This window comes from Deltaproteobacteria bacterium (genome assembly GCA_016218975.1).
In the GTDB taxonomy this organism is placed as follows: Bacteria; Desulfobacterota; Deferrimicrobia; order Deferrimicrobiales; family Deferrimicrobiaceae; genus JAENIX01.
On the sequence record JACRCO010000093.1, the window covers coordinates 18,222 to 40,284 of the forward strand.

General features: G+C 60.5%; 20 protein-coding genes. 4 read left to right on the plus strand and 16 right to left on the minus strand.

The features are described from left to right. Window positions 1-5: 5 nt before the first annotated feature. Window positions 6-260: a hypothetical protein gene (locus HY896_13280; protein ID MBI5577318.1), complete on the minus strand. Its 255-nt coding sequence runs from the start codon at window positions 258-260 to the stop codon at window positions 6-8. A gap of 173 nt (window positions 261-433) precedes the next feature. Then, window positions 434-1,795, minus strand: coding sequence for a sigma 54-interacting transcriptional regulator (locus tag HY896_13285; GenBank protein MBI5577319.1), 1,362 nt, complete (start codon window positions 1,793-1,795; stop codon window positions 434-436). Between the two features lie 137 nt (window positions 1,796-1,932). Between HY896_13285 and HY896_13290 the strand changes: the two genes are divergently transcribed. Continuing rightward, on the plus strand, window positions 1,933-2,379 hold the full coding sequence (locus tag HY896_13290) for a PAS domain S-box protein (protein ID MBI5577320.1): 447 nt from the start codon (window positions 1,933-1,935) through the stop codon (window positions 2,377-2,379). A gap of 49 nt (window positions 2,380-2,428) precedes the next feature. On the opposite strand, the gene HY896_13295 is transcribed toward HY896_13290, so the two are convergent. From HY896_13295 to HY896_13360, 14 genes are all read right to left on the minus strand, one after another. Further along, window positions 2,429-4,531 carry a fibronectin type III domain-containing protein gene (locus HY896_13295; GenBank protein MBI5577321.1) on the minus strand — a complete coding sequence of 701 codons (2,103 nt, stop codon included), beginning with the start codon at window positions 4,529-4,531 and terminating at the stop codon, window positions 2,429-2,431. A 114-nt stretch (window positions 4,532-4,645) separates the two neighbouring features. Continuing rightward, window positions 4,646-5,173 (minus strand): hypothetical protein, encoded by a 528-nt coding sequence (locus tag HY896_13300; protein MBI5577322.1) that lies wholly within the window; start codon window positions 5,171-5,173, stop codon window positions 4,646-4,648. Next, window positions 5,163-6,539 (minus strand): hypothetical protein, encoded by a 1,377-nt coding sequence (locus HY896_13305; protein ID MBI5577323.1) that lies wholly within the window; start codon window positions 6,537-6,539, stop codon window positions 5,163-5,165. The genes HY896_13300 and HY896_13305 overlap by 11 nt, the downstream gene beginning before the upstream one ends. 9 nt (window positions 6,540-6,548) lie before the next feature. Next, complete coding sequence (gspN, locus tag HY896_13310; GenBank protein ID MBI5577324.1) at window positions 6,549-7,409, minus strand: type II secretion system protein GspN; 861 nt, start codon at window positions 7,407-7,409, stop codon at window positions 6,549-6,551. A gap of 10 nt (window positions 7,410-7,419) precedes the next feature. After that, the gene (locus tag HY896_13315; GenBank protein ID MBI5577325.1) at window positions 7,420-8,985 is read right to left on the minus strand and encodes a hypothetical protein; all 1,566 of its coding nucleotides are present in this window, start codon (window positions 8,983-8,985) and stop codon (window positions 7,420-7,422) included. A gap of 31 nt (window positions 8,986-9,016) precedes the next feature. Next, on the minus strand, window positions 9,017-10,006 hold the full coding sequence (gspK, locus tag HY896_13320) for a type II secretion system minor pseudopilin GspK (protein MBI5577326.1): 990 nt from the start codon (window positions 10,004-10,006) through the stop codon (window positions 9,017-9,019). Then, complete coding sequence (locus tag HY896_13325; protein MBI5577327.1) at window positions 10,003-10,716, minus strand: prepilin-type N-terminal cleavage/methylation domain-containing protein; 714 nt, start codon at window positions 10,714-10,716, stop codon at window positions 10,003-10,005. Before HY896_13325 ends, gspK begins: the two co-directional genes overlap by 4 nt. 1 nt (window position 10,717) lies before the next feature. After that, entirely contained in the window at window positions 10,718-11,119 is a 402-nt protein-coding gene (locus HY896_13330; protein MBI5577328.1) for a prepilin-type N-terminal cleavage/methylation domain-containing protein, read from the minus strand. Next, complete coding sequence (locus tag HY896_13335; GenBank protein ID MBI5577329.1) at window positions 11,112-11,657, minus strand: prepilin-type N-terminal cleavage/methylation domain-containing protein; 546 nt, start codon at window positions 11,655-11,657, stop codon at window positions 11,112-11,114. Before HY896_13335 ends, HY896_13330 begins: the two co-directional genes overlap by 8 nt. After that, window positions 11,626-12,081 carry a type II secretion system major pseudopilin GspG gene (gene gspG, locus HY896_13340; protein ID MBI5577330.1) on the minus strand — a complete coding sequence of 152 codons (456 nt, stop codon included), beginning with the start codon at window positions 12,079-12,081 and terminating at the stop codon, window positions 11,626-11,628. Before gspG ends, HY896_13335 begins: the two co-directional genes overlap by 32 nt. 16 nt (window positions 12,082-12,097) lie before the next feature. After that, window positions 12,098-13,303 (minus strand): type II secretion system F family protein, encoded by a 1,206-nt coding sequence (locus HY896_13345; GenBank protein ID MBI5577331.1) that lies wholly within the window; start codon window positions 13,301-13,303, stop codon window positions 12,098-12,100. A 9-nt stretch (window positions 13,304-13,312) separates the two neighbouring features. Further along, window positions 13,313-14,842, minus strand: a complete 1,530-nt coding sequence (gene gspE / locus HY896_13350) for a type II secretion system ATPase GspE (GenBank protein MBI5577332.1) — start codon at window positions 14,840-14,842, stop codon at window positions 13,313-13,315. Next, the gene (gene gspD / locus HY896_13355) at window positions 14,839-17,097 is read right to left on the minus strand and encodes a type II secretion system secretin GspD (GenBank protein MBI5577333.1); all 2,259 of its coding nucleotides are present in this window, start codon (window positions 17,095-17,097) and stop codon (window positions 14,839-14,841) included. The genes gspE and gspD overlap by 4 nt, the downstream gene beginning before the upstream one ends. A gap of 14 nt (window positions 17,098-17,111) precedes the next feature. Beyond that, entirely contained in the window at window positions 17,112-18,008 is an 897-nt protein-coding gene (locus HY896_13360; GenBank protein MBI5577334.1) for a PDZ domain-containing protein, read from the minus strand. Between the two features lie 336 nt (window positions 18,009-18,344). On the opposite strand from HY896_13360, the gene HY896_13365 reads away from it, so the two are divergent. Genes HY896_13365 through HY896_13375 form a run of 3 tightly spaced genes read left to right on the plus strand, consistent with a single transcriptional unit; the run spans window position 18,345 to window position 21,873 of the window. Beyond that, complete coding sequence (locus HY896_13365; GenBank protein MBI5577335.1) at window positions 18,345-19,940, plus strand: HAMP domain-containing protein; 1,596 nt, start codon at window positions 18,345-18,347, stop codon at window positions 19,938-19,940. Beyond that, window positions 19,910-20,506 carry an archaemetzincin family Zn-dependent metalloprotease gene (locus HY896_13370; GenBank protein MBI5577336.1) on the plus strand — a complete coding sequence of 199 codons (597 nt, stop codon included), beginning with the start codon at window positions 19,910-19,912 and terminating at the stop codon, window positions 20,504-20,506. The genes HY896_13365 and HY896_13370 overlap by 31 nt, the downstream gene beginning before the upstream one ends. Continuing rightward, the gene (locus HY896_13375; GenBank protein MBI5577337.1) at window positions 20,503-21,873 is read left to right on the plus strand and encodes a sigma-54-dependent Fis family transcriptional regulator; all 1,371 of its coding nucleotides are present in this window, start codon (window positions 20,503-20,505) and stop codon (window positions 21,871-21,873) included. The genes HY896_13370 and HY896_13375 overlap by 4 nt, the downstream gene beginning before the upstream one ends. The last annotated feature ends 190 nt before the right edge of the window (window positions 21,874-22,063 follow it).

A 22,063-nucleotide genomic window follows, 5' to 3' on the forward strand; every position in this document is an offset into this window, starting at 1 on the left:
CCCGGTTACTTCGAAGCCGCATAGGTGGAAAGGTTTTTCTGGTTGGCTTCTTTTTCCGCATTGCCTGCAAGCGATTTCACATTCGCATCCTCGATACCTGACATCGCCTTGACGATTGTGTAAAACTGGTTGCGGAGCTGGTTCCCGAAGATGTTGACGACCCCGATCGCCGCGATTGCAACAAGCGCCACGATGATGATGTACTCCGTGAGGCCCTGTCCCTTGCGATTACGAGCCTTCCTTCTTTTTGCCGTTTCCATGCCTTGCTCCTTTCTGTGGAATGTTGGCGGGAAGGTGAGCAAGGAACATTCCGGTCCGCCGCGAGGGTCGGACAAATAAAAACTCCCCAAGATGCGGGGAGTTGGAGGGGTGCGATCGGGTGAAGGGGAATTAACTGGTAATGGGAAGTCTGATTATCGGACCATCGGTCCGGTTACCGGTCGGACCCTGGAGAGCGTATCCCGTACTTTTTCAGCTTCTCGAACATGGTGGATTTCGCGATTCCCAGCTCCTTCGCGGTGCGGGTCTTGTTCCAGTTCTGGCGCGAAAGCTCCGCGAGGATGTTGCCCCTTTCCGATCGCTCCCAGCGCGTGAGTGCATCGTCCGAGGCGTCCGGACGATCCGATGCCGTTTCCTTTTCCAGCAGGAATGAGAAATCATCCGGATGGAGAGAGGTCCCGTCGCTCATGACGACCGCCCTCTGCACGGCGTTGCGGAGTTCGCGGACGTTTCCCGGCCAGGCGTGCGCCTGCAGGAGTTCCGAGGTCGCTCCGGAGATATCCGGAATCGGCTTGTCGGTCCTGGCCGCAATTTCCGAGAGGAAATGGAGGGCGATAGGCAGGATGTCCTCCCTGCGGTCGCGAAGCGGTGGGACTGTGATCGTTATGGCGCCGATCCGGAAGTAAAGATCGTCTCGAAAAGCCTTTCGGGAGATCTCCTCCCGCAGGCTCCGGTTCGTGGCTGCTATGATGCGCACGTCGACCAGGATCGTCTCGTTCCCGCCGACGCGCTTTATTTCCTTCTGCTCCAGCGCCCGCAGGAGTTTCGGCTGAAGCGCGAGCGGCAGTTCGCCGATTTCGTCGAGGAAAATCGTGCCTCCGTGCGCCGTCTCGAACGCCCCTCTCCGCTGCGCCGTGGCCCCCGTGAACGATCCCTTCTCGTGGCCGAACAATTCGCTTTCGATGAGTTCCGGCGATATCGCGCCGCAGTTAACTACCACAAAGGGACGGTCCTTTCGGCAGGAAGAATCGTGGATCCCCCGGGACACGAGCTCTTTCCCGCTTCCCGTTTCTCCCTCGATAAGCACGGGAAAATCGGAAGCACCCACGCGGCGGATATTTTCGAAAAGCTTAGCAATAATAGGTGAATTGCCGATCAAGCCAAATGTAGAAGATGAGGTTTCACGTTTGACTCCGCCACGCCTGGTCGAAACCTCTGGTTGCTGATTTTGCCCCTGGGATACGGTCGGCGGCTCCGCCCCCGAATTCGGGAAATCCTCCCGGGAGAAGTGAATCTGGTAGGGTCCCACGCCGAAGACGTGCCCGTTTTCCAGGAGGAGCTGGGTTATGCGTTTTCCCGAATGGAAAGTTCCGTTCCTGCTGGTATCCGAAAGGAAGTATTGATCGCCGACCCTGAATATGCGGGCATGAAGCCGGGAAACCGAAGGATCCGGGAGTTGGAGATCCGCCTCCCTTCCCCTGCCGATCTTCACTTCCTTGACGCCCAAACGGATTTCGACGCTCATCCCGTTCGAAATCGAAACGGAGATTTTGGCGGGTTTGTCTGCGGATATCATTTCCGTCCTCCGGGGTTTTCCATCGGGTAAAGCAAACCGGATGCCGGAAGTTTACCTCATTTTTCTCCGGATTTGCCCCGGGATTCCGCTTTCAGGCATCAAAGAAATGAATAACGCTCCCTCAAGGAGGGGATGATATGGCCGGACAGACGCACTCCTGGCTCTGCAGGGCGATAGTGGACAGCACGCCGGATGCGATGATCTTCGCGGACCGGGACGGGATCATCAGGTTATGGAACCAGGCGGCTGAATCCCTTTTCGGCTACACGTCGAAGGAGGCTATCGGGAAATCGCTCGATATCATCGTCCCCGAAAACTTAAGGCCCAGGCACTGGGAGGGATACCGCCGAGTCATGGCCACGGGGGAGACGAAGTACGGGAAGGACATGCTGGCTGTTCCGGGTATCCGGAAGGACGGGACGCGGGTATCCCTGGAGTTCAGCGTCGCCATATTGCGCGATACCGGCGGTCAGCTGCTTGGCGTCGCCGCGGTCCTGCGCGACGTTACCACCCGGTGGAAAAAGGAAAAGGATCTTCTTGCCCGCCTGGCCGCCCTCGAGGCGGAACGGAAGGAAGCCGGATAATAGCTCCTGCCGATCGAGCGGTTTTACACTTGCACCGCCGCCGCGAGCTTCAGCGAATCACGTGCCGACGGCCCCTCCTCAGCAACGCGATAACCCCAAGAGGGAAGAGAAGGGCAAGAACCGCGCACAGTTCGGAAAGATCCACATCCGCGGCGCTGTCGCCATGACGATTCGAAATTGCGCAACCGCCTCCACCACCTCCTCCGCCTGAAGGAGTCGAGGGTGAGGAAGAAGTCGCGGCCGATGCTTCGCTTGAATAGGAGCCGTCGGAGCCGCTGGTCGCCTTCACCCTGTAAAAGTAGGTGCTGCTCGCAGCCAGCCCTGTGTTATCGATATATGAGGTGGAATTCTGGCTGAGCGCGGCGATCTCGGCAAAGTCGCCTGCAGGATACAGACGCCTTTCCACAGTGTATCCGGTTTCATTGTCGGAGTCAGGCCAGATCAAATCGACCCGGCTGGAGGATACGGTGGTGGCGGTAAGGCCTGTCGGGGCGGTTACGGCGGAGGGGCGGAACCGCCCCCACCAGGTCCCCCACATGGAAGTGCTGCCTGATTTGGGCTTGGCGTACTCCTGAATTGTCCAGAATGAGACGTTGTCCGCCGGGTCAACGGTCGTCCCGCTGTAATCACCCCAGCGGTTGTCTGCTCCGCTTAGAGTCTTGTAGTAGTCCGTTTCCCCGGTTTTAAGGAGGGTCACCGGTTGCATCGTTTCTGAAGCGTCGCTGCTTCTCCTGGCGGTGTAGTAGGCGCCTATGTACTCGGTAGATGAAGAACCGCTGAATCCTATTCCGACATCGCCGTCCTGGTTCACCGCAATGGATGGGTAGATGTACCACCGGGAAGCGTGATTGATCCTTCCCTGGTCAGTCGCGGTTAGGGTAAGCGGATTGATCTGGTACCACGCCACCTCTATTTTTCCGCCGCTCTGCACGTGATGTGAGGTCCAGACGTAGTCGTTCCTGTAGACGGCGTTTAGAACCCGGGTGTCGCCCGCATCGATGGTGTTCGAATTGCCGAGTTGCGGGACACCAGGCAGGAATGAAGTGGAGGTGAATGAATTCACGGAAACCGGCCCCACGTTCTCCCAGGTAGGAACTCCACCCGGAAACGTGATTTTAGCGAGGTGCAAGTTGTTGATTCCTTCGTAAGCTATATATTCCGCCCCCGGCGTGCCGAATGTGTGCGCAGGTTGCATCGAGGAGTCGGATCCTGCCGGATCCCGGAATTCGTAATATTCGAGTTGACTCGGGGCCGAGCCGCCCAGCAATTGGGTTTTCGGGATCGCCCAAGCCTTGCTGTACTGGTAAAAATTCAACGTGTTGAACATGTTGGCGGCGATATAAATGTTCACGTTGTCGATGCCGAGGCCCGGGAAATCCGCGGAATTGCTTCGGACCACATTGTCCGCGTCCGCGTCCGCGTCTATGGCAACCTTGACCCAGTTACCCTCCGGATCGGATGTTTGCGATACGGCAATCATGATCCAGGAATTCGGCGCGCTTTCCCCCGCTGCGGATGAGACGATGAATCGTCCGCTGTTCTGATCGAAAAGGACTTTCGGGTCAAAAGTGTTAACTCCGGGAGAATCGGTGAATGTCCAAAAGTCGTTCAGTGTGACGCGCGATAGGAGATTCCCCGCCTTGTCGAATACCGCGAAGTCGCTGTTGAGTGCGCTGACAAGATGATTCGGCCCCGCGGCTCCCATCGTGTCAGGGGGAACAATGTCCGGGCCGGGGGGCGGGTTATCTGATCCCGCGAAGCTGTTGTCGAGCGCGGGGGCCATCGATGCGGGGGCGAATAGAGAGGTCACCACCGCGGAAAGGCTTAACGAGAGCCTCGGGGTGAATATCGGGGTATCGCCGGGTTTTTGGATTCTCCGGAACGGAATTGCGCGATCCCGCTTCACCGGTTGCGGCCGTGCCGCCGCCCTTGTCTTGACGTCGTGAAGCGATTCCACTGCAGTTGGAACCGGGCGGGTAACTTTGACGCCGACAGTCGTTTTTCCATCCGACGTGCCCGCGACGGCCGTGCCGCCGATCACGATACCCGCATTTCCTCGCTTTGAGGATTGAAATACGGAAACCTCCGCAAACCCGGTGATGAGCAGCACGACGATTGCAGCCAGCATCAGGACGATACGTTTTCGAGACAACTGTTTCTCCCTACTTGATGTTGTTGTCGATCTTGCCCGGCGCCGGTGCGTTGTTATCGCAGTTCCATGGAATCCATTGAGAATGTATCGCAGATCGCGCGAAGGGCACTCGGGTCACTTCGCAGGGGGAAGCAGGTATCCGATCCGGAAGGTTCCGTCCACGTACTTGGGATCGTCGTACCTGCTTTTCATCTGGGCGGATCGTATGACGACGGGCAGCGGGCCGTTTTCGAGCCGGACGGCCAGGCGCACCGCCTCAAGGTAGGTGAGGTTTTCGATCTTCAGGTCGAACGATTCTTCCCGCTGGAATTCCCCGTCCTTCACTCCACCGGACTTGAGGCTGAACGCGGATGACGGAAATCCGGCCTCCCCGAGCGTGGACGTCAGGCGGGCAAGCGGGGATTCGGCGGCGTTGGCCGCCCCTGCGATACGCCCGGTCTTCTGGCGCACTTCCCTGTCGGCCCTCTCAAGCTCCGGACGTATCTGCCTTAGTTCCGCAAGATCCTTCCCCGCCTGTGCATACTGGCGTGACAGACTTTTGATTTTCGCCCCGCCGGGAATGACGACGAATGACGCCAGCAGGATCAGCGCGGCGGCGATCCCGCCGAAGAAGAGGACCGCTTTTTCACGATCACGAAGCACGGCCCGTGGTTCCTTTCTCGACAAGGATGGTGAACCGGATCGATCCGCCCCTCGCCGTGCCCTGCGATTCCTGCACCGTGACGTTCATCTCCCGGCCGAAGGAGGACGCAAGCGCCGTTCGGAACTTTTCCACCTGCTGCGTGCCGCCTGCTTCGCCCGAAATCCGCATCCGCCCCGACTCATACGAGACTTCCTTCATGACGATGTTCTCTTTCAGGGGAAGCGACTGTGAGATCTTCCCGAGAGACACCGAAAGCCCCGCGGAGTCGATCCCCATTTCCTTCTGCTGGCGGCGGAGCGACTGGACCTTGGCGCGGATCTGGGCAGGTTCAAGTGCGGTCGCTTTTGCGCCGGGGACGGCTTCCGTGAATTCCTTCCGGATCTGTGCCCGCACGGCGGCGATCCTCCGGGTTTCAGCCCACTGGGCGATCTCAAGCGAGGCAACCGCGGATAGAAGGGCTACCCCCGCCGCGATGCAGGCGATTCGAACGCGCCGCTGTTGCCGTTTCCGTTCCGATTCCCCCTCGGCGGAGGTACGCAGGGAAAATCCCCCAAGTTCCTTTGCGTGAGAGAAGACCCTGGCGGCGCCATAGGCCAGTGGCGCGGCATCCCCCGCGCCGTCCGGAAGACGGAACCGCACCGAGCCCGCCAGTTCCTGGGCGAGGCCTGTGGGGGCCTCGCCTATCAACGTCACAGGCAGAAGCATATTCGACGGGGCATCGACCGCCATGCATTCGCGAAGCTCCTTCGCCAGGCTGCCGTCGGAGTCGGCCATCGCGGAGGGAAACTGGCGCGCCCATCGGACGGCCCCTCCTTCGGTGCGAAGTATCACGATGTCGGAAAGCGTCGAAACGATGAGCCCGTCAGGCAGCGCGTTCCCGGAGAGGAAAGCCGAAAGGATCGACACGTGGTCGGTGACGACACGGTCCACGCGGAACCCCGCGCCTGCGAAAAGCGAAACTGTTTTTTCCACGCCTTCCCTGCGTGCGGCCACCGCAAGGTACTTGCCGGGGTGAGCCGGCGGGGAGGGGAGGAGATCGGAAAGGATAGCCTCGTCCTCGAGCGGAAGGCTCCCCTCGAGTTCCGCGACGTGGATCTTCTTCGCGAGCGGGAGATCTTTAGCGGGCAGCTCCACCTGGCGCAGGTAGGTCCAGGAGGGCGGCAGGGACAGGACGGCGGGCGGCAGCGTAGCCGACCCTGTACCCTTGCGAATCTCCTCAGCGAGTTTTCCCGCGTCTTCCGGTCCCCCGTGCGCCTCCCGGCAGGGTACCGTACAGGCGAAAGCAACCCTCGAGGAAAACAGGGTGGATTCCCACAACACCGCTGAAAGGTTGTTTCGGGTTATCGAAATGCCTAAGACGCTCATTCCCCGTTCCTAAAAGAACTGGAACTCTCCCGTCGGCGACAGGAGGGTGCCCTTGATCCTCAGATTAGCATTCTTGACGTTTTTCGCCACCAGGTCAAATAGGGCCGCGATCTTGCCCTCAAGCGGATTCTGTATCCGCAGATGGAAAGTGATCGCCGCGGCGGCGGGGTTGGAAAATCGCACGATCTCTCCCGTCCCGTCGACGGCGGACCCTTCGTAAGTTCCCGTGAAGGACGAAACATGGATGGTCCCTTCCCTGACGACGAACTTCATCCGAACGTCCTTCAAAAGCGCCTCGCGGACGGGAGATTCCTTCGCGGGAATCGGCATGCGCAGCCACTGGACGGACCCGTCCCCCGTTCCGGAGACCCGCCCGCCGCCGCTCCGTTTCAATTGAAGGTCTACGGAATCGATCAGGAAACCGACACCGGACGCGGGAGGGTAAAAGGCGGCCAGGTCGTCCGAACCGATTCGGGAAACGCGAAGTCGAACCTTCCCGGGGTCCGATACCATGGGGGAAGTGCGTATATCGACCGAAGCCGTTCCACGGGTCGCCCTTAGATGAAACGGAAGCCATCGAAACAGCCCCGTCCATTCGAATGCGGCGAGGACGGAATCGAAGGATACGGCGGCTCCCCCGCGCGGTGAGAGGACAGCGTTCCGGCATTCGACCCCCAGCGGGAATACGATGCGGGCGTTTTCGTATGTCAGGTCGTATCCCGCCCGGGAGAGCGCCGAACGCAGCGGCGAAAGAAAGGCATCGCCGGGAAGGGTGTACAGGAACGTGAAAAGAAAGATCAGGGCGAAAAGAAGGATGCCCAGGGCCGCGAAAATCCGGCGGCCCCGGGCCAAACCGTTAATGTGCCGCACTTCTCACCATCTATACGACGTCCCTCCCGCGCGCCATCCGGGAACGGCGGGAGATCCGGCGGACGCCGAGCACAACTGCGGGCAGGAAAAGTATCGCGGCCCCGGCCATACGGCCGTTTTCACCGGAACCGGGATAGGCGACCATCGAACACCCCGATTCCTGGGCTGGCGTGACGATCGAAGATGTCTTGGCCGTCGTAACGTCGAGGTTCCGGTTTGTCCCGATCTCACCCGACCAGAAAATGACCACCTTCCCGGCCGACGGCATGTAGACGAATGCCGCCCTTGTATAGTCGCCGGAGAGCTCTTTCGGGTATTCTGTCGTACCTCCACCCCAGGACACCATCGAAGGTTGAAAATCGTAATAAGGCGATGAAGTGGTCAGGATAATCGCCCCGTAATCGCCGAATACGTTATCTATACCGTAGCCGGCAAGGTGAATTTTCCCGGCCGAATCCAGAAATGCGTCGGGGTGATACAGCCTGATTCCATCGGCGATGATGGCTTCGCCCAGGGGAGAAAGGAAGAATGTCCTCGCATCCGCCGTGAACGCCGGGTCGCCGTCCTGGTCGTCGGCATCGGGATTGATATTGACGATGCCCAAGTTCCCCGCCTGGCCCGACACCGTTTCGTCAGCCGCGAGAATGACGACCGAACTGGGGCTGTAAACGAGCGTGATCGGAAACCCCCAGCGGATTCCCGGCGTCGCGATCACCTGGGTTGCCTGGATGACGTTGTTGTCGGGATTTCCCGCCGGTTGTTCTTTGACCAGCGCATAGTAAACAGGGCTGGTGACCGGAGTGGAGTTGTTCGCGACCCAGGCGATATGGGCACGGTTGGAAGAATCGAGTTTCAGGCTTGGGAGCGGACGAAGCCCCCCGGTGTTGGTAATCGAAGAAAGCAGCACCGGTGTGCCGGTGACCGTCGCGTCGCCGAGCAAAACCCTGGCGAAGTAGACCTGGAACGATTCCGACGCGCCGATCGCCGATTTCGTGCAGAAAGCGATATGCGCGACATTATCGGTCGTGACGATCCCGAAGGAGATGTCTTCGATGTCGCTGGTGCTCAGGTCGACGGGCGAGGTCGGGAATCCCGTGATCTTTTTTACCGATATCGTGGTGATCGTGCTTCCCGTCAGGGCCACCCTGGCGAGGTAGGGCCGGTAGACGGTGGCCCCGGAGGACTCCTTTGCCTGGAAGAGGATCACGGCCTCGTGAGTAGATGTCCTCATGAGAATTTTCGGATGCCTCGCGTCGTAATACGCGTCATTGGGCGACGTGGAGTTGTCGACGGCGGTTGCATTGGTCAACCGGTAGGCATTGTCGGACGGAAACGTCGTTCTCACGAAATCGAAATTCCCGTCTACCGAAGCGATATAGACCTTGTAGACGCCGGAACCGGATGCATCGCCTATGAAAGCGACACGGACCGCCGTGTCGTCCAGCACCGCCGACGGCTGGTCGAAGATGCCGGTATTGTTGTCGTTGACCGGCAGGGTGATTTCCGCGGCGGCAGGTCCCGCAAAGGCGGCGGCAAGCAGCAAGGCAGCGAGGACGGCTCCGGCATATCGAGTCATCGAACACCCCGTGAATTGAATTGGATACGGACTATTCTAATCGCCAGTACCGCCATTGTATATCATTTCCCGACCGCAACCCCACGGCCTCCACCGTGCGGACGGTCCCTCCGTGGTCGCCCAGCGAGCGGACGCGGAAGACGGCGCTTTTAGCGTCGATCAGGTCCCGGAAACGTGTCTTGTCATATAGGTCTTTCAACTGTGTGCTGACGTTCGATATGTCGCGGGCTTTCTGGAACGGATTGTCCTTCCGGTAATCGACGATCTGGGCGGCCATGGCCTCGCTGATTTCCACCGCATCGGAGGCGTCCTTGCCCGCCGAAAGCGACATCAGGATCTCTTTCGGTGCGGTGTTTATGTTTACAGTTCCCCCGGAATATATCGTCACAAACGGCTTCAGCTTTTCGAAATCCTCCTTCGTCACTCCACGGACAAGCCGAAACTCGTCCAGCGTGTCGAACAGGTCGTTTTTCGCACGGTAGGGGACCGGAAGCGACATGTAATAGGAGCTTTCCGCCCCTCCGGAGCGGGTCGTGTCGTCGTTGTCGAGCCAATCGACAGTCGCTTCCGCTACGAGGGGATCGATTCCGAGGACCGTGAGGAGTTTCCTGAAGACGGCGAGCCGCTGCTCATCGGGCGCATTCCCGTTCGGAAGGACGAGCTTGTTCAGGTTGAACTTCCTGTCTTCGTCCTCCACGACCACCGTTACGATGCCGTCTCCCAGTTCTATGGGCGGGGCCGGCCGCGACCAGATTTCGTCCAGGGTATCGTAATCGTTGTTCCTCGAATCCTCGCGAAGCGCCACGCGCGCCGCCGCGAGGCCCCCTTCGGCGACCAGGGTGGAGCGGATGGAATCCCGGCCGTAGGCACCGGTCTGCGCCGCCCGCGCGCCGATGCGGAAAATCTCGATGGCCATCACGACGATCATAACGAGGATCAGGAGCGTGACGAGGAGCGCGACTCCCGCTCTGTTACCGGGCAGGGGTTTCTCGCCTGGGTTATTCGCGATACTGTGCTTCATTTCGTCGCCGGCCGCTTCCCCGAGAAGAGGATCGAGGATTCCTGCCCCGCCAGAGGGAGCGTGATAGTTCGCTTGAACTCCCTGCCTTGCGAATCGGCAAGCATGAACGAAACCCTTTTCGGGAGTTTCCCCTTCGAAGCCCCGGCGTCACCGGACGGCCAATCGGCCGTCCATTTTTCGCCCGAGGACAGTTCGACGCGAAAACCGGAGAGCCCCGAGGCGATGCGGGATTCGCTCGTGGGTATCTTGTTCTCGATCAATGGGAGGTCGGACTGCTCGCGATACAGGTCGATCGATTTTCCGTCGCCGCCGACCTTGGCGAAATACCGGATCTTTACGATATCCGTCGCAGGGCGCGCGCTCGATGTGTCGGGCAGGGCGAAGGCGGTGAAAACGAGAGTGGATGCCGGTTTCCCGGAGAACGTGTCGGGCCGGCAGGTGAACGCCGTGGTTTCGACGGCGGGAGAAGAGATCGCGCCGGGCAGGTCGGCTCCCAGGCGGTCCATGGCTATACGGATCTGCCGGAATCGGCTCGACCGTTCCGTGAGGATCTCGAGCCCGCGGCTTGCGCCGGTGAAGGTGGAAAGCAGAAGGACCAGGACGGTTGCGAGGATGGCAAGCGCGAGCAATACCTCGACGAGCGTGAAGCCGCCCCCTCGAAACGCACGTTTCGCCTGATCTGCAGGCGGAAGGGAATGGAGGCCTTCCATCTTATTTTGCCGCGATGCCGGCGAGCTCCACCTTTTCCTCGCGGCCCCCTTCGCTCCATTTGACGGTCACGTGAACCTCGACGGCGTCTGCGTGCGGCGCCTGCCGGACAGCCCGTACCCATGAGTAGGCATCGTCGGGAGGAGCGAATCGCCCCGTGGTCTCGCCGACGTCGGGAAATGTGGATGTCGCCTCGCGCATGAGGGCCTCGCCGAGGTAGGACGCCGTGGTCCAATGTTCCGAGCGCGCCTCCGCGGCGATCGCATCGGTCATCACCCGGTAGGCGATCACGAGCACCGACGAAAGGATCGCCAGCGCGACGAGCACCTCGAGGAGCGTGAAACCCCCTGCCAACTTCCTTGACCGGGGGACAAGTCCGTTGCGGCGATTGATGCCGTTACGCATCCTTGACCACCGTCCCTTCGAGCACTTCCATGGAGCCGTCGAAGGGATTTATCCGGAGCGTCCAGTCCGAAGCGTCTCCCCCGGCTTCCTTATCGCGGAAGAAGATCCGCGCGGCGGGCACCTTCCCGCCCGGCAGGTAGCGGATTTCGGTGACAAGGTCCAGCGGACGGTCTTCGTTCTCGATGCGGATGCCGGTGATCGTCAGCCTGCTGCCCAGCGGTTTCGCGGAGGGAGTGAAGCTCCTGCCGTCGGCAGTCTGGAACAGGTAGGTGCCTGCCTTGGGGTCAAGCACCAGGCGCGCCTCGCGTTTTTCGAACAGCGAAAGGTCGAACGCTTCCTCGGAGCCTGCCGCAAGCTCGCGGAAGACCGAACCGCGGTCGGGCTCGCCGACGCCGGCGAGGTGGGGCATGGCCAGCCAGAAGACGAGCCCGAGAACGAACAGGACGACCGAAAGCTCGATAAGCGTGAATCCCCGGCGGTCCCGGGCGCGGCAGTCTCCGATGCGGCTACTTATCGTCCCAGCTGTTGATGTCCGCATCTTCGCCTTCTCCGCCCTGCACGCCGTCGGCGCCGTACGAGCTGATGTCGTAATCCGAGCGCTGCCCCGGAGACGCGTATACGTAGGGATTATTCCACGGATCCTTCGGCACCCGATCGATGTAGCCGCCCTTCCGGTAGTTCTTCGGGATCCTGCCCCCTTCGGGCTGCCGCACGAGCGCGTCGAGCCCCTGGTCGGTGGCGGGGTAGAAGCCGTTGTCCAGCTTGAACAGCTCCAGCGCCTGCTGGAGGCTCTTGATCTGGACGCGGGACTGCGTCTTCTTCGCTTCCTCCGTGCGGCCGACGAGCTTCGGCACCACGAGGGCTGCGAGCAGCCCCAGGATGACGATGACGACCATGATCTCGATGAGGGTAAAGCCGGCGCGGTCGCGCAGACGGTACGTTTCCTTTTTCCCTTTTCGCATCGAGCGATCCTCCTTCTTACCGAACGATCTGTGAGATTTCCAGCAGCGGCAGCAGGACGGAGATGACTATGCCGGCGACCACCATTCCCATCAACAGGATGATGATGGGCTCCAGCAGCGAAAGGAGGCGGGAAAGCCTCGTCTCGATCTCTCCGTCGATGGCGTCCGCCATCTTCGACAGGATAAAGTCCAGTTTACCGCTCTCTTCGCCGACCGCGACCATCTGTACGAGCGTGGGCGGGATTTCGGCGTGGACCCTCAAGGCCTCGGAAAGGGGAGCCCCCTCAACCACGCGGTCCGCCGCCGCGGCTATCCGCTCCGAGATAACCATGTTCCCCACAACCGGCGCGACGATCCGCAAACCCTTGTCCACGGGGATTGCCCCTGCAACAAGCGTGGACAGGGTGCGGCAGAAGCGGGAAAGGGCCGAAAGGTGCGCGAGCCGCCCTATAAGGGGGAACCGCAGGATCAGGTTATCGCGGCGGCGCTTCCCCCGTTCGGTCGCGAGATGTCTCCTCGCCGCCAGTATCCCCGCAGCGGCCAGGATCAGCATGGCCCACCAGCCTGCGGAAAAAACGTCGGTGACGAAAATAAGGATGCGGGTCGGAAGGGGAAGCGCCCGGCCGAGGTGTGAGAACACCCCGACGATCTTCGGAACGACCACGGTCAGGAGGAATATGACCACCAGCGTGGCGACGACCGCCATGAGAATGGGGTAGGTGAGCGCCGCCCGCACACGGTTCTTCGTCTTCGCCATTCCCTCCAGGTGGTCCGCCAGCCGGGAGAGCGAAAGGGAAAGCATCCCGCTTTCCTCGCCCGCCCGCACCATGCTCGCATACAGCTCCGGGAACATGTCCGGATGCGCCTCGATCGCGCGGCCGAACGGCATTCCGCCGCGCACCGCCTCCTGCATCTCGACCACCACCCGGCGGCCTTCGGAGTCCTCCATCTGCGAGGATACGGATTGCAGGGCCGAGACCACGGGAACTCCCGCGCCCACAAGCGTGGCGAGCTGGCGGGTCAGCAGCGGCAGGAATTCCTGGCGCCCCAGCAGGGAAAACGTGGGGAACAGCTTCTCCTTCCCGGCGCTCTCCGCAAGCGTTACGGGATATGCCCCTTCGGCATGCAGCTTCCTTCGGGCGGCGGAAAGGTTGTCGGCGTCGACATTCCCTTTCCGCTCTTCTCCCGTTTTGGTGATTGCCGTGTAATTGTAGGTGGGCACGGGTAACCCTTAGTCTTCCTGGGTCACGCGAAGGACTTCCTCCGCGGAGGTGGTCCCGTCGCAGACCTTCTGCGCCCCCCCGGCGAGAATCGTCTTCATTCCGCGGGAAACGGCGAACGATTTGATTCCGTCCGCGTCGGCCCGCGTAAGTACCAGCGAGCGCACCTTTTCGTCCGCGGGGAGGACCTCGAAGATTCCGATCCGGCCGAGATACCCGGTATTCATGCAGCCCGGGCAACCCGCGGCGGTGTAAAAAGGCCCAGAGGGAGCGGCGGAGAGCCCCAATTTCCCCCACTGCGCCGGCGTCGGATCGTAGGGGACGCGGCAGGCGGGGCACAGCCTGCGGATGAGTCGCTGGGCGACGACCGCCGAGAGGGAGGAAGCGACCAGGAAGGGTTCGATTCCCATGTCGACGAGGCGCGTCACGGCGCTCGCGGAGTCGTTTGTGTGCAGCGTCGAGAGCACCAGGTGGCCGGTAAGCGACGCCTGTATGGCGATCTCGGCTGTTTCCGCGTCGCGGATTTCACCCACCATGATGATGTCGGGATCCTGCCGCAGGATGGAGCGCAAACCGTTGGCGAAGGTAAGCTGGATCTTCGGATTGACCTGTATCTGGCCGATCCCCTGGATCTGGTACTCGATCGGGTCTTCGATGGTGATGATGTTCTTCGTCCCCGAATCGAGACGGCGCAGCGCGGCGTAGAGGGTCGTGGTCTTCCCCGACCCGGTGGGGCCGGTCACCAGCACGATCCCGTTTGCGCGGGAAAGGAACCTCTCGAACTGCAAAAGGTCCTCCGGCGCCAGCCCGATGTCCTCGAGCCCCACCAGGATGCTCGAACGGTCGAGAAGCCGCAGGACCGCCCGCTCCCCGAAGGCGGTGGGTACGATCGATACGCGGATGTCGATCTCCTTCCCCCCGATCCGGATCTTGATCCGGCCGTCCTGGGGAAGACGGCGCTCCGCGATATCCAGCCCCGCCATGACCTTTATGCGCGACACGACAGGCGCGTGCCATTTCCGCGGAGCGGTCACCATCGGATAGAGGATGCCGTCGATGCGGTTGCGCACCGAAAGCTCCTTTTCGTAGGGTTCCACGTGGATGTCGCTCGATCGCTCCTTGATGGCCCGGAAGAGAAGGGAGTGGACGAACTTGATGACCGGCGCCTCGTCGGGCGTTTCCAACAGGTCCCGCGTTTCCTCGATCGCGGCCTCGACGTCCAGGTTCCACTCCCCGGAGAGCCCGTCGACAAGCTCCCTTTCCGGCGCGTGGATCTTCTCGTATGCGGCGTCGATTTTTTTGAGGATCGCGTCACCCGGGGCGGGAAGGACACGGATCGGTCCCACGAGGAACCTGACCTCGTCTATGGTCTCCGGGACGTCGGGCCTGCCCGACAGCAGGACCAGCGACCCGTCCGCGTCACGGCAAGGTAGCAGAAGGTGTTTCCTTGCGTAACCGATCGGGAGTTTCCCCAGGAGGTCGGTCTCCGGCGCGAGAGCGTCCAGGTCCTGGATCGCTTCCTGTCGAGGATTTCCGCTCAAGGATTCGCCAGGGCGCCGGGGCGGGGCATCTTCTGCTCCGTGAGCCCATCCTTCCGCTTTATGAATTCGTCCATCTGCGCCTGCTTCCTTTCGCCGATCTTCGCCATGTCCGTCGGCTCCTTGATGACGTGGGGCGTGAGGAAGATGAGCAGGTTCGTCTTGTTCCGCGCGACCGACTTGAACTTGAAAAGGTTCCCAAGGAGCGGGATGTCCCCGAGGAGCGGAACCTGGCTCTCGCTCACCGTGAGGGAGTCCTGCATCATCCCCCCCATCACCACGGTGTTCCCGTTCTTCACGAGAACGCTTGTCTTGGCCGACCTTTTCGTCGTCGTGGGACCTACCTGGTTGGCGTTCAGGAGCTGGGTTCCCAGGATGGCGGAGGATTCCTGGTAGATTTCGAGGTTCACGTACTCGCTCTCGTGGATGTGTGGCGTGAGACGTAGCGTTATGCCCACGTCCTTCCGTTCGATCGTGTTTATGGTGTTGGCGAGGTTGGTGCTGTCGCGTGACTGGCTCGTGATGAAAGGCACGTTCTGGCCTACGATGATCTCGGCCTCCTTGTTGTCCAGGGTAAGGAGGTGCGGAGAGGAAAGGACGTTGATGTTGTCGGACGTCTGTGCCGCCCGCAGGATGGCGGTGACGGCCGGAATCTGTGTCCCGTCCGGAAGCGTGACGTTGCCCAGGATGCCGCCCGCGATCAGCCCGGTGCCGCTGAAGACCAGCGGGTTGCCGGAGGCAAGCGCCGAGAACAATTCGTTGACGTTTCCCTGGAAATCGAAGTTCGTTCCCGAGAGCAGCGCGCCCTTGTTTGCCGCGCTGGCGACGGACCCGCGGAATTCCACTCCTACGTCGCGCCCCTTGTCGAGGGTGATCTCCATGATGACCGCTTCCACGTAAACCTGCCGGCGGCGGATGTCGAGCTTCTTTATGACGTCCACCAGCGTCAGGTAATCGTTGACCGATGCGATGATGATAAGGGAGTTGGTGGCCTTGTCAGCCGCGATCCGCACCCCTCCCTCCAGTTCCGCGGTAATGACCGACTTGACGGTGCCGGCAGGCCCCGCGGCGGCCGGTGCGGTCGGCGTTGTGGGCGCTCTCCCCGACAGGTTGGCGAGAACCTTTGCGACCTCCTCGGCGTCGGAGTGCTCCAGGTAGTAGACGTTGATCTTGCCGGTGTTCTCCGGCGATGGGATGTCGAGCTTCTTTATCAGGTCCTCGATGTCCGACATCAGGTCCGCGCCGGCAAGGACGATCAGGCTGTTTGTCCGCACGTCCGGGATGAACCGGATCGCGCCGCCGCGTCCCTTGCCGCGGCGGACCGCCCTGGCTCCGGCGCCCGCCTGGCCGGGAGCCGCAGGAGCCGTTCCCGCGCCCGTGTAGAGCGAATCGAGCGTCCTGGCGATTTCGGTGACCGATGCATACTTGAAAGGAAAGATCCTGAGAATGCCCGAAGTGCCCTCCACGTCAAGTTCGGCCAGTATCTTCATGACACGGTCGATGTTGGAGCGCGAATCGATGAGGATCAGCATGTTCGACGCCGGGAAGGCGGTGAGCAGGCCGTCCTTTGAAACGATGGGAGAGAGCACGGGAACGATTTCGGCGGTGTCCGTGTATTGAAGCGGGATCAGGCGGGTGATGAATTCCGAGGCGGAGGCCGGTTCTCCGGCCCGCGCCGTGGGGAGGCTGTCCTGCTTGGCGTCGCGAAGCGCGATGATCTTGATCGCGTTCCCCTGCTCGATGGTGGCGAATCCCTTGACCTGGAGGACGGAAAGAAAGACGTTGTAGGCGTCCTCCACGCTGATCTTGCGGGGGGAGATGATCGTGATCTTCCCCTGCACACGCTCGTCGAAAATGAAGTTCTTCCGGGTCTGCTCGCTGATGAACTTGATCAGGACGGGGAGGTCGACGTCCGTGAAATCCATGGAAATGTATACCGGCATCCGTTTCGTTTCGGCCTGCTGGGGAAGCGGCGCCTGGATCGGCGGTTGGGGAGGCGGCGCCTGTACCGGTGCAGGAGGAGGCTCGGCCGGTCGTAGAATCCGTTCGGGAGGAGGCTGGACGGGAGGTTGCGGGGGAGCCGCCTGCGGAATTACGGGTTCCTCCCTTATCGGCGGCGCCGTATTGTCCGCGGACGGCGGGGGAGCGGAAGCCTGGTTGTCGGAAGCCGGGGAAGGGACCGCCTGCGGAGGATCCGCCGCTTGCGCGGTCGCGGCGAGGAGACATATCGCCGCCAGCCATGCACCCGTTTTTTTCATCGCGCGCTCCCTCTTCATCGGATTTCGTACGTGATCGTGCTTTTCTGCCCCTGGCGGAGAATGTTGACGGTTACGCGCTTTTCATCCTTGAGGTTCTGGAAGATCGTGTACATCTTGTCGGGGGTGCTGAGCTCCACGTTGTTGATTTGCTGGATTACGTCCCCGTTTTTGAATCCCAGCTGTTCGAAGGCGGATCCCGGCCGAACCGCAGCGACACGGTAACCCGCGGACTTGTTCCCCTCGAAGAACGGGATCAGCCGGACGTTTGTCATGTACTGGTTGATATTTCCGGTCAGTTGCCCCGCCGTGGCTTCATCGAGTGCGAACGAACTCTCGCCGAGCTTCGTGACGCGGATTTCCCCGCCCGCCGGAAGGTCGGCGGCCCTCGGAGCGCTTGCGGACGCGGCAGGCGCTGCAGGTGGCGCGGTGACGCGGGTCCTGGAGCCCACTGGAAGGATGTCCAGCCTCTCCTCGACTTTGCCGCGGGAGAGGAAGACGTGGTCCCTTTCGATGCGGGATAGCCTCACGCCTGCCTCCAGTTCGGCGCTTTCCCTTTCCATGCGGGGGGTCTTCATACCATCGGCCCAAAGGATGGCGCGCCGGGCGGACCTTGAGTCCGAGGCGACCGTGCCGAGGAGAACGTATTTCGTCGAGGGTAATTCCTGCGGTTTCGATTTCCCGATCAGCCTGGAAGGAAGGTCCATCCCCTGGTCGGGGGCGAAAAGGTTTGTCCACTTCTCGGGGGACAGGGCCTGCGCGCCGGAGGGCTCCGCCGCCGCTCCGCGGGCGGGAGCGGCAGGGGCGGGAACCGAGTACCGGGCGGAAAGGAAACGGCTTGCGGAAAACCCGAGGGAAACCGCGGTTACGACGATGGACACTCCGACAACAGCGAGAAACGCCCTCTTCTGCATTCCGCCCCCGGCATGCATGTGTGAAACGATCAAACGATAGTCAACCATTCATTTTTTACCCTTTCGGGTATCCAGTCAACTTACTTGAAGAATGTATCGGCGGAAATGCCTGATTTATTCGGTGTTCCCGCGAAATATTTCAATGCCCCGGTGAAACGCGGGCGGACCCCCGCATATTCAACATGAGCTGGGTTTCTAACGAGAAATTTTATCAAAAAAGCGGGGTGTACGGCGATACGAACTCCATCGCCGCCGAACGGTACGGAAATTCCTTTCCCTGCCGACCCGTCTATGTATACTGTATGCACATGGGGTGGTGCGGGACGGTGCGATAGAATGAGCTGGTATCACAGCATCAGCGTCAAGATCATCCTGTGCGTCGTCGGGATGGTCCTGATCGTCAACGGCCTTTTGGCCTATCTGTCCCTCGTCATCCAGAAGGAAAACCTGAACGAAACGGTCCTCCGGAGCGCCTCGCAGCTAAGCGAGACGATCAAGAAGTCGATCAGGAACGACATGCTCGAAAACCGCAAGGACGCCGCATACAAGATCATGGAGACGATCGGCCAGCAGGAGGGGATCGAGAGGGTCCGGATCTACAGCAAGGAAGGGCGGATCCTCTTCTCAAGCGACAAGTACGAGATCGGCGGCATGGTCGACAAGCGGGCGGAAGCGTGCTACGGGTGCCATTCCGAGGCCCGTCCGCTGGAACGGCTGGCGACGTCAAAGAGGAACCGGATCTTCATGTCCGCGGACCACCGCGAGCGTTCCGACAAGGAGCACCGCGTGCTTGGCGTCATCAATCCCCTGTACAACGAAGCGGAGTGTTCCTCATCGACATGCCATGCGCACCCTCCGTCGAAGAAGGTCCTGGGCGTGATCGATGTCACCATGTCGCTCAGGGACGTAGATGTCGCGATGGCCCGCGACCGCGGCCGGATTCTCCTCGTCAGCGTGATTTCCATACTTTGCATCTCCCTCATCGTCGCGATGATCCTTATTCATTTCGTCGAGAGGCCGGTCAAGGACCTCGTCCTCGGCACGAAACGGATCTCCGACGGGGACCTCGAGCATTTCATCCCCGTGACGTCCAACGACGAGATGGGACACCTGGCCTTTTCGTTCAACCAGATGACACAGGATCTGGCGAAGGCGCGCGAGGAGATCGAGGAAGGTATCCGCAACCTGGAACACAAGGTCGAAGAGCGGACCACCGAACTAAAAGACGCGCAATCCCAGCTCCTGCAATCGGAAAAACTGGCGGCGGTCGGGAAGCTGGCGGCCACCGTAGCCCACGAGATCAACAACCCGCTGACCGGCGTCTACACTTACATACGGCTCATGGAGCGGAAAATCGCCCAGGGGCAGCACGGCGAGGAGCATGTGGATAAGTACCGTTCCTACCTCGACACGATGCGCAGGGAGGTCGAGCGTACGACGGCGATCGTTCAGAACCTGCTGGACTTCACCAGGCCGAAAGAGCCGATCCGCAAGCCCCTGGATCTCGAAAAGATGGTGGGCGAATCGATGGTGCTCCTTCAGAATAAATTGCGCCTGAACAATATCGTCGTGGTGAACGAAATGAAGTCCCTGCCCGAGGTCCTGGCCGATCCGGGCCACATGAAGCAGGTTTTCATCAACCTGATGGTGAACGCCTGCGAGGCCATGGAGGGGGGCGGGACGCTGACGCTGGGCAGCTGCAGCAACGAGAAGGAGAACACGGCGACGATCTGGTTCCGCGACACCGGCGTGGGGATCGAAAAGGAGAACCTCGCGCATATCTTCGATCCTTTCTTCTCGACGAAGGAAAAGGGGACCGGGCTGGGGCTTTCGGTCGTAAGCGGTATTGTCGCCCGGCATAACGGCAAACTCGACATCGACAGCGCCCCGGGCAAGGGAACGTGCATCAGGGTTACGCTCCCCATTACGTAAAGGGACCGGGGACCATCGGAAACATAATCTACATAAGGCCCGTCGGGGCGGTGGATCCTGGAATTCTCCAATGGCTGCGGCAAGAGATGAGCGAATCCCTCTGGGCGACGGTGCGGGTCATGCCTTCGATCCCGGTTCCACCCGCAAGCTTCGAGCCGGCCAGGAACCAGTACATATCGACGAAAATCCTCAAGGAAATGCTGAAGGAGGTTCCCGAGAACGCGCTGAAACTGCTCGGGGTTACCGACAAGGACCTTTGCATACCGATCCTCACGTACGTTTTCGGGGAGGCGCAGCTCGGAGGGACGACGGCGGTCGTCTCGCTTGCCCGGTTGCGCCAGGAGTATTACGGCGCCCCGCCGGACCAGAAACTGTTCCAGGAACGGATGAGGAAGGAATGTCTCCACGAGCTCGGGCACACATTCGGACTGATCCACTGCACTTCGAAGGAGTGCGTCATGTACCTGTCGAACACGGTGGTTGACGTGGATACCAAGGGGCGGACGTTCTGCCGGGCCTGCCAGATGACGGTGGCTTCGAAAACGGGGGCTGGGAAGGAGGAATGACGATGGAAAAGAGCGTAAACATTCTGGTCGTGGACGACGAGGAAATCGTCCGGGACTCTTTGTCGAGCTGGCTCGAGGAGGACGGCTACGCCGTCGAGGCCGTCGAGAGCGGCAAACGGGCGTTGGAACGGCTTCCCGTCAAGAACTGGGACCTGATGCTCGTCGACCTGAAGATGCCGGGCATGGACGGTATCCAGTTGATGGAGGAGGTGCGCAAAACCCACCCCGACATGCTGATCATCATCATGACCGCCTACGCCACGGTCGACACCGCCGTGAAGGCGATGAAAACGGGCGCCTACGACTATTTCGTCAAACCGTTCAACCCCGACGATATCTCCCTCACGATCCGCAAGATCGTGGACCATCACAAACTCGTCCAGGAGAACCTGTTCCTGCGGAAGGAACTCAAAAAACAGTACAAGCTCCGGGACATGATCAGCAAGAACGAGAAGATGCTGGAGATCTTCGAGCTGGCGCGGACCGTCGCGAAGAGCAGCTCGACGGTCCTCATCCAGGGGGAAAGCGGAACGGGCAAGGAGCTTCTTGCGCGCGCTATCCACGACGAGAGCCCGCGCAGCGATTCGCCCTTCATCTCCGTGTCCTGCGTGTCCCTGACGGAAACACTGCTGGAAAGCGAATTGTTCGGCCACGAAAAGGGAGCGTTCACCGGCGCCACCGCGATCAAGCGGGGGAAACTGGAGCTTGCGCAGGACGGGACGCTCTTCCTGGACGAAATCGGCGACATCAGCCTGAAACTGCAAATGGACCTGCTCCGTGTGCTGGAGCAGAAGGACTTCCGGCGCGTCGGAGGATCCGACGTGATCGCGATCAACTCGCGAATCATCGCGGCGACGAACAGGGACCTGAAGGCCGCCATCGACGAGGACCGGTTCCGCGCGGACCTCTACTATCGGCTGAATGTCATTTCCATCCACATTCCCCCGCTGAGGGAACGGAGGGAAGACATACCGCTGCTGGTCGACCACTTCATTGAAAAATTCAACATCGAGATGGGGAAGCAGATCCGCGGCGTAAGCGAGGGAGCGATGCGGATCCTGATGGACAACGAATGGCCCGGAAACGCGCGTGAACTGCGGAACGTTGTAGAGCGGGCAATGGTGGTGGCCAAGGGGAATATCATTACGGATTCCGATGTCAGCAGGCCGACCGCGACATCTACGCCAACAAACCACTGGACGAAATCCCTGGACGAGGTCGAGAAGGAGCACATTCGCGCGGTATTGGCGGAAAACCAGTGGAATATCGTGCGTTCCGCCCAGACATTGGGGATAGACCGGGTGACGCTCTACAACAAGATAAAAAAATATGAACTCAAGAGGGATGGCATCGCTCCGAAAGAGTGAGAGTGTTGAGTATTTCAATTTGCTGTTGAATTTTTCAACTGGGCAAGCCACCGGAAAACAAGATCATTCCTTTTCGCCCCAGGAAGTGTAGAGAATGTATACACCTTCCTGAAATTCAATAACCGCGTCTCTATTCGGAACACCCTCCTCCTTCTGTTTTAAAATCCGTAAGTTATCGACTTATAAAATG

Bases quoted from the DNA above. Each gene is read 5' to 3' on its own strand.
- HY896_13280 (MBI5577318.1), bottom strand. From the start codon at position 260: ATGGAAACGGCAAAAAGAAGGAAGGCTCGTAATCGCAAGGGACAGGGC.
- HY896_13285 (MBI5577319.1), bottom strand. From the start codon at position 1,795: ATGATATCCGCAGACAAACCCGCCAAAATCTCCGTTTCGATTTCGAAC.
- HY896_13290 (MBI5577320.1), top strand. From the start codon at position 1,933: ATGGCCGGACAGACGCACTCCTGGCTCTGCAGGGCGATAGTGGACAGC.
- HY896_13305 (MBI5577323.1), bottom strand. From the start codon at position 6,539: ATGAGCGTCTTAGGCATTTCGATAACCCGAAACAACCTTTCAGCGGTG.
- HY896_13315 (MBI5577325.1), bottom strand. From the start codon at position 8,985: ATGACTCGATATGCCGGAGCCGTCCTCGCTGCCTTGCTGCTTGCCGCC.
- gspK (MBI5577326.1), bottom strand. From the start codon at position 10,006: ATGAAGCACAGTATCGCGAATAACCCAGGCGAGAAACCCCTGCCCGGT.
- HY896_13325 (MBI5577327.1), bottom strand. From the start codon at position 10,716: ATGGAAGGCCTCCATTCCCTTCCGCCTGCAGATCAGGCGAAACGTGCG.
- HY896_13330 (MBI5577328.1), bottom strand. From the start codon at position 11,119: ATGCGTAACGGCATCAATCGCCGCAACGGACTTGTCCCCCGGTCAAGG.
- HY896_13335 (MBI5577329.1), bottom strand. From the start codon at position 11,657: ATGCGGACATCAACAGCTGGGACGATAAGTAGCCGCATCGGAGACTGC.
- gspG (MBI5577330.1), bottom strand. From the start codon at position 12,081: ATGCGAAAAGGGAAAAAGGAAACGTACCGTCTGCGCGACCGCGCCGGC.
- gspD (MBI5577333.1), bottom strand. From the start codon at position 17,097: ATGAAAAAAACGGGTGCATGGCTGGCGGCGATATGTCTCCTCGCCGCG.
- HY896_13360 (MBI5577334.1), bottom strand. From the start codon at position 18,008: ATGCAGAAGAGGGCGTTTCTCGCTGTTGTCGGAGTGTCCATCGTCGTA.
- HY896_13365 (MBI5577335.1), top strand. From the start codon at position 18,345: ATGAGCTGGTATCACAGCATCAGCGTCAAGATCATCCTGTGCGTCGTC.
- HY896_13375 (MBI5577337.1), top strand. From the start codon at position 20,503: ATGACGATGGAAAAGAGCGTAAACATTCTGGTCGTGGACGACGAGGAA.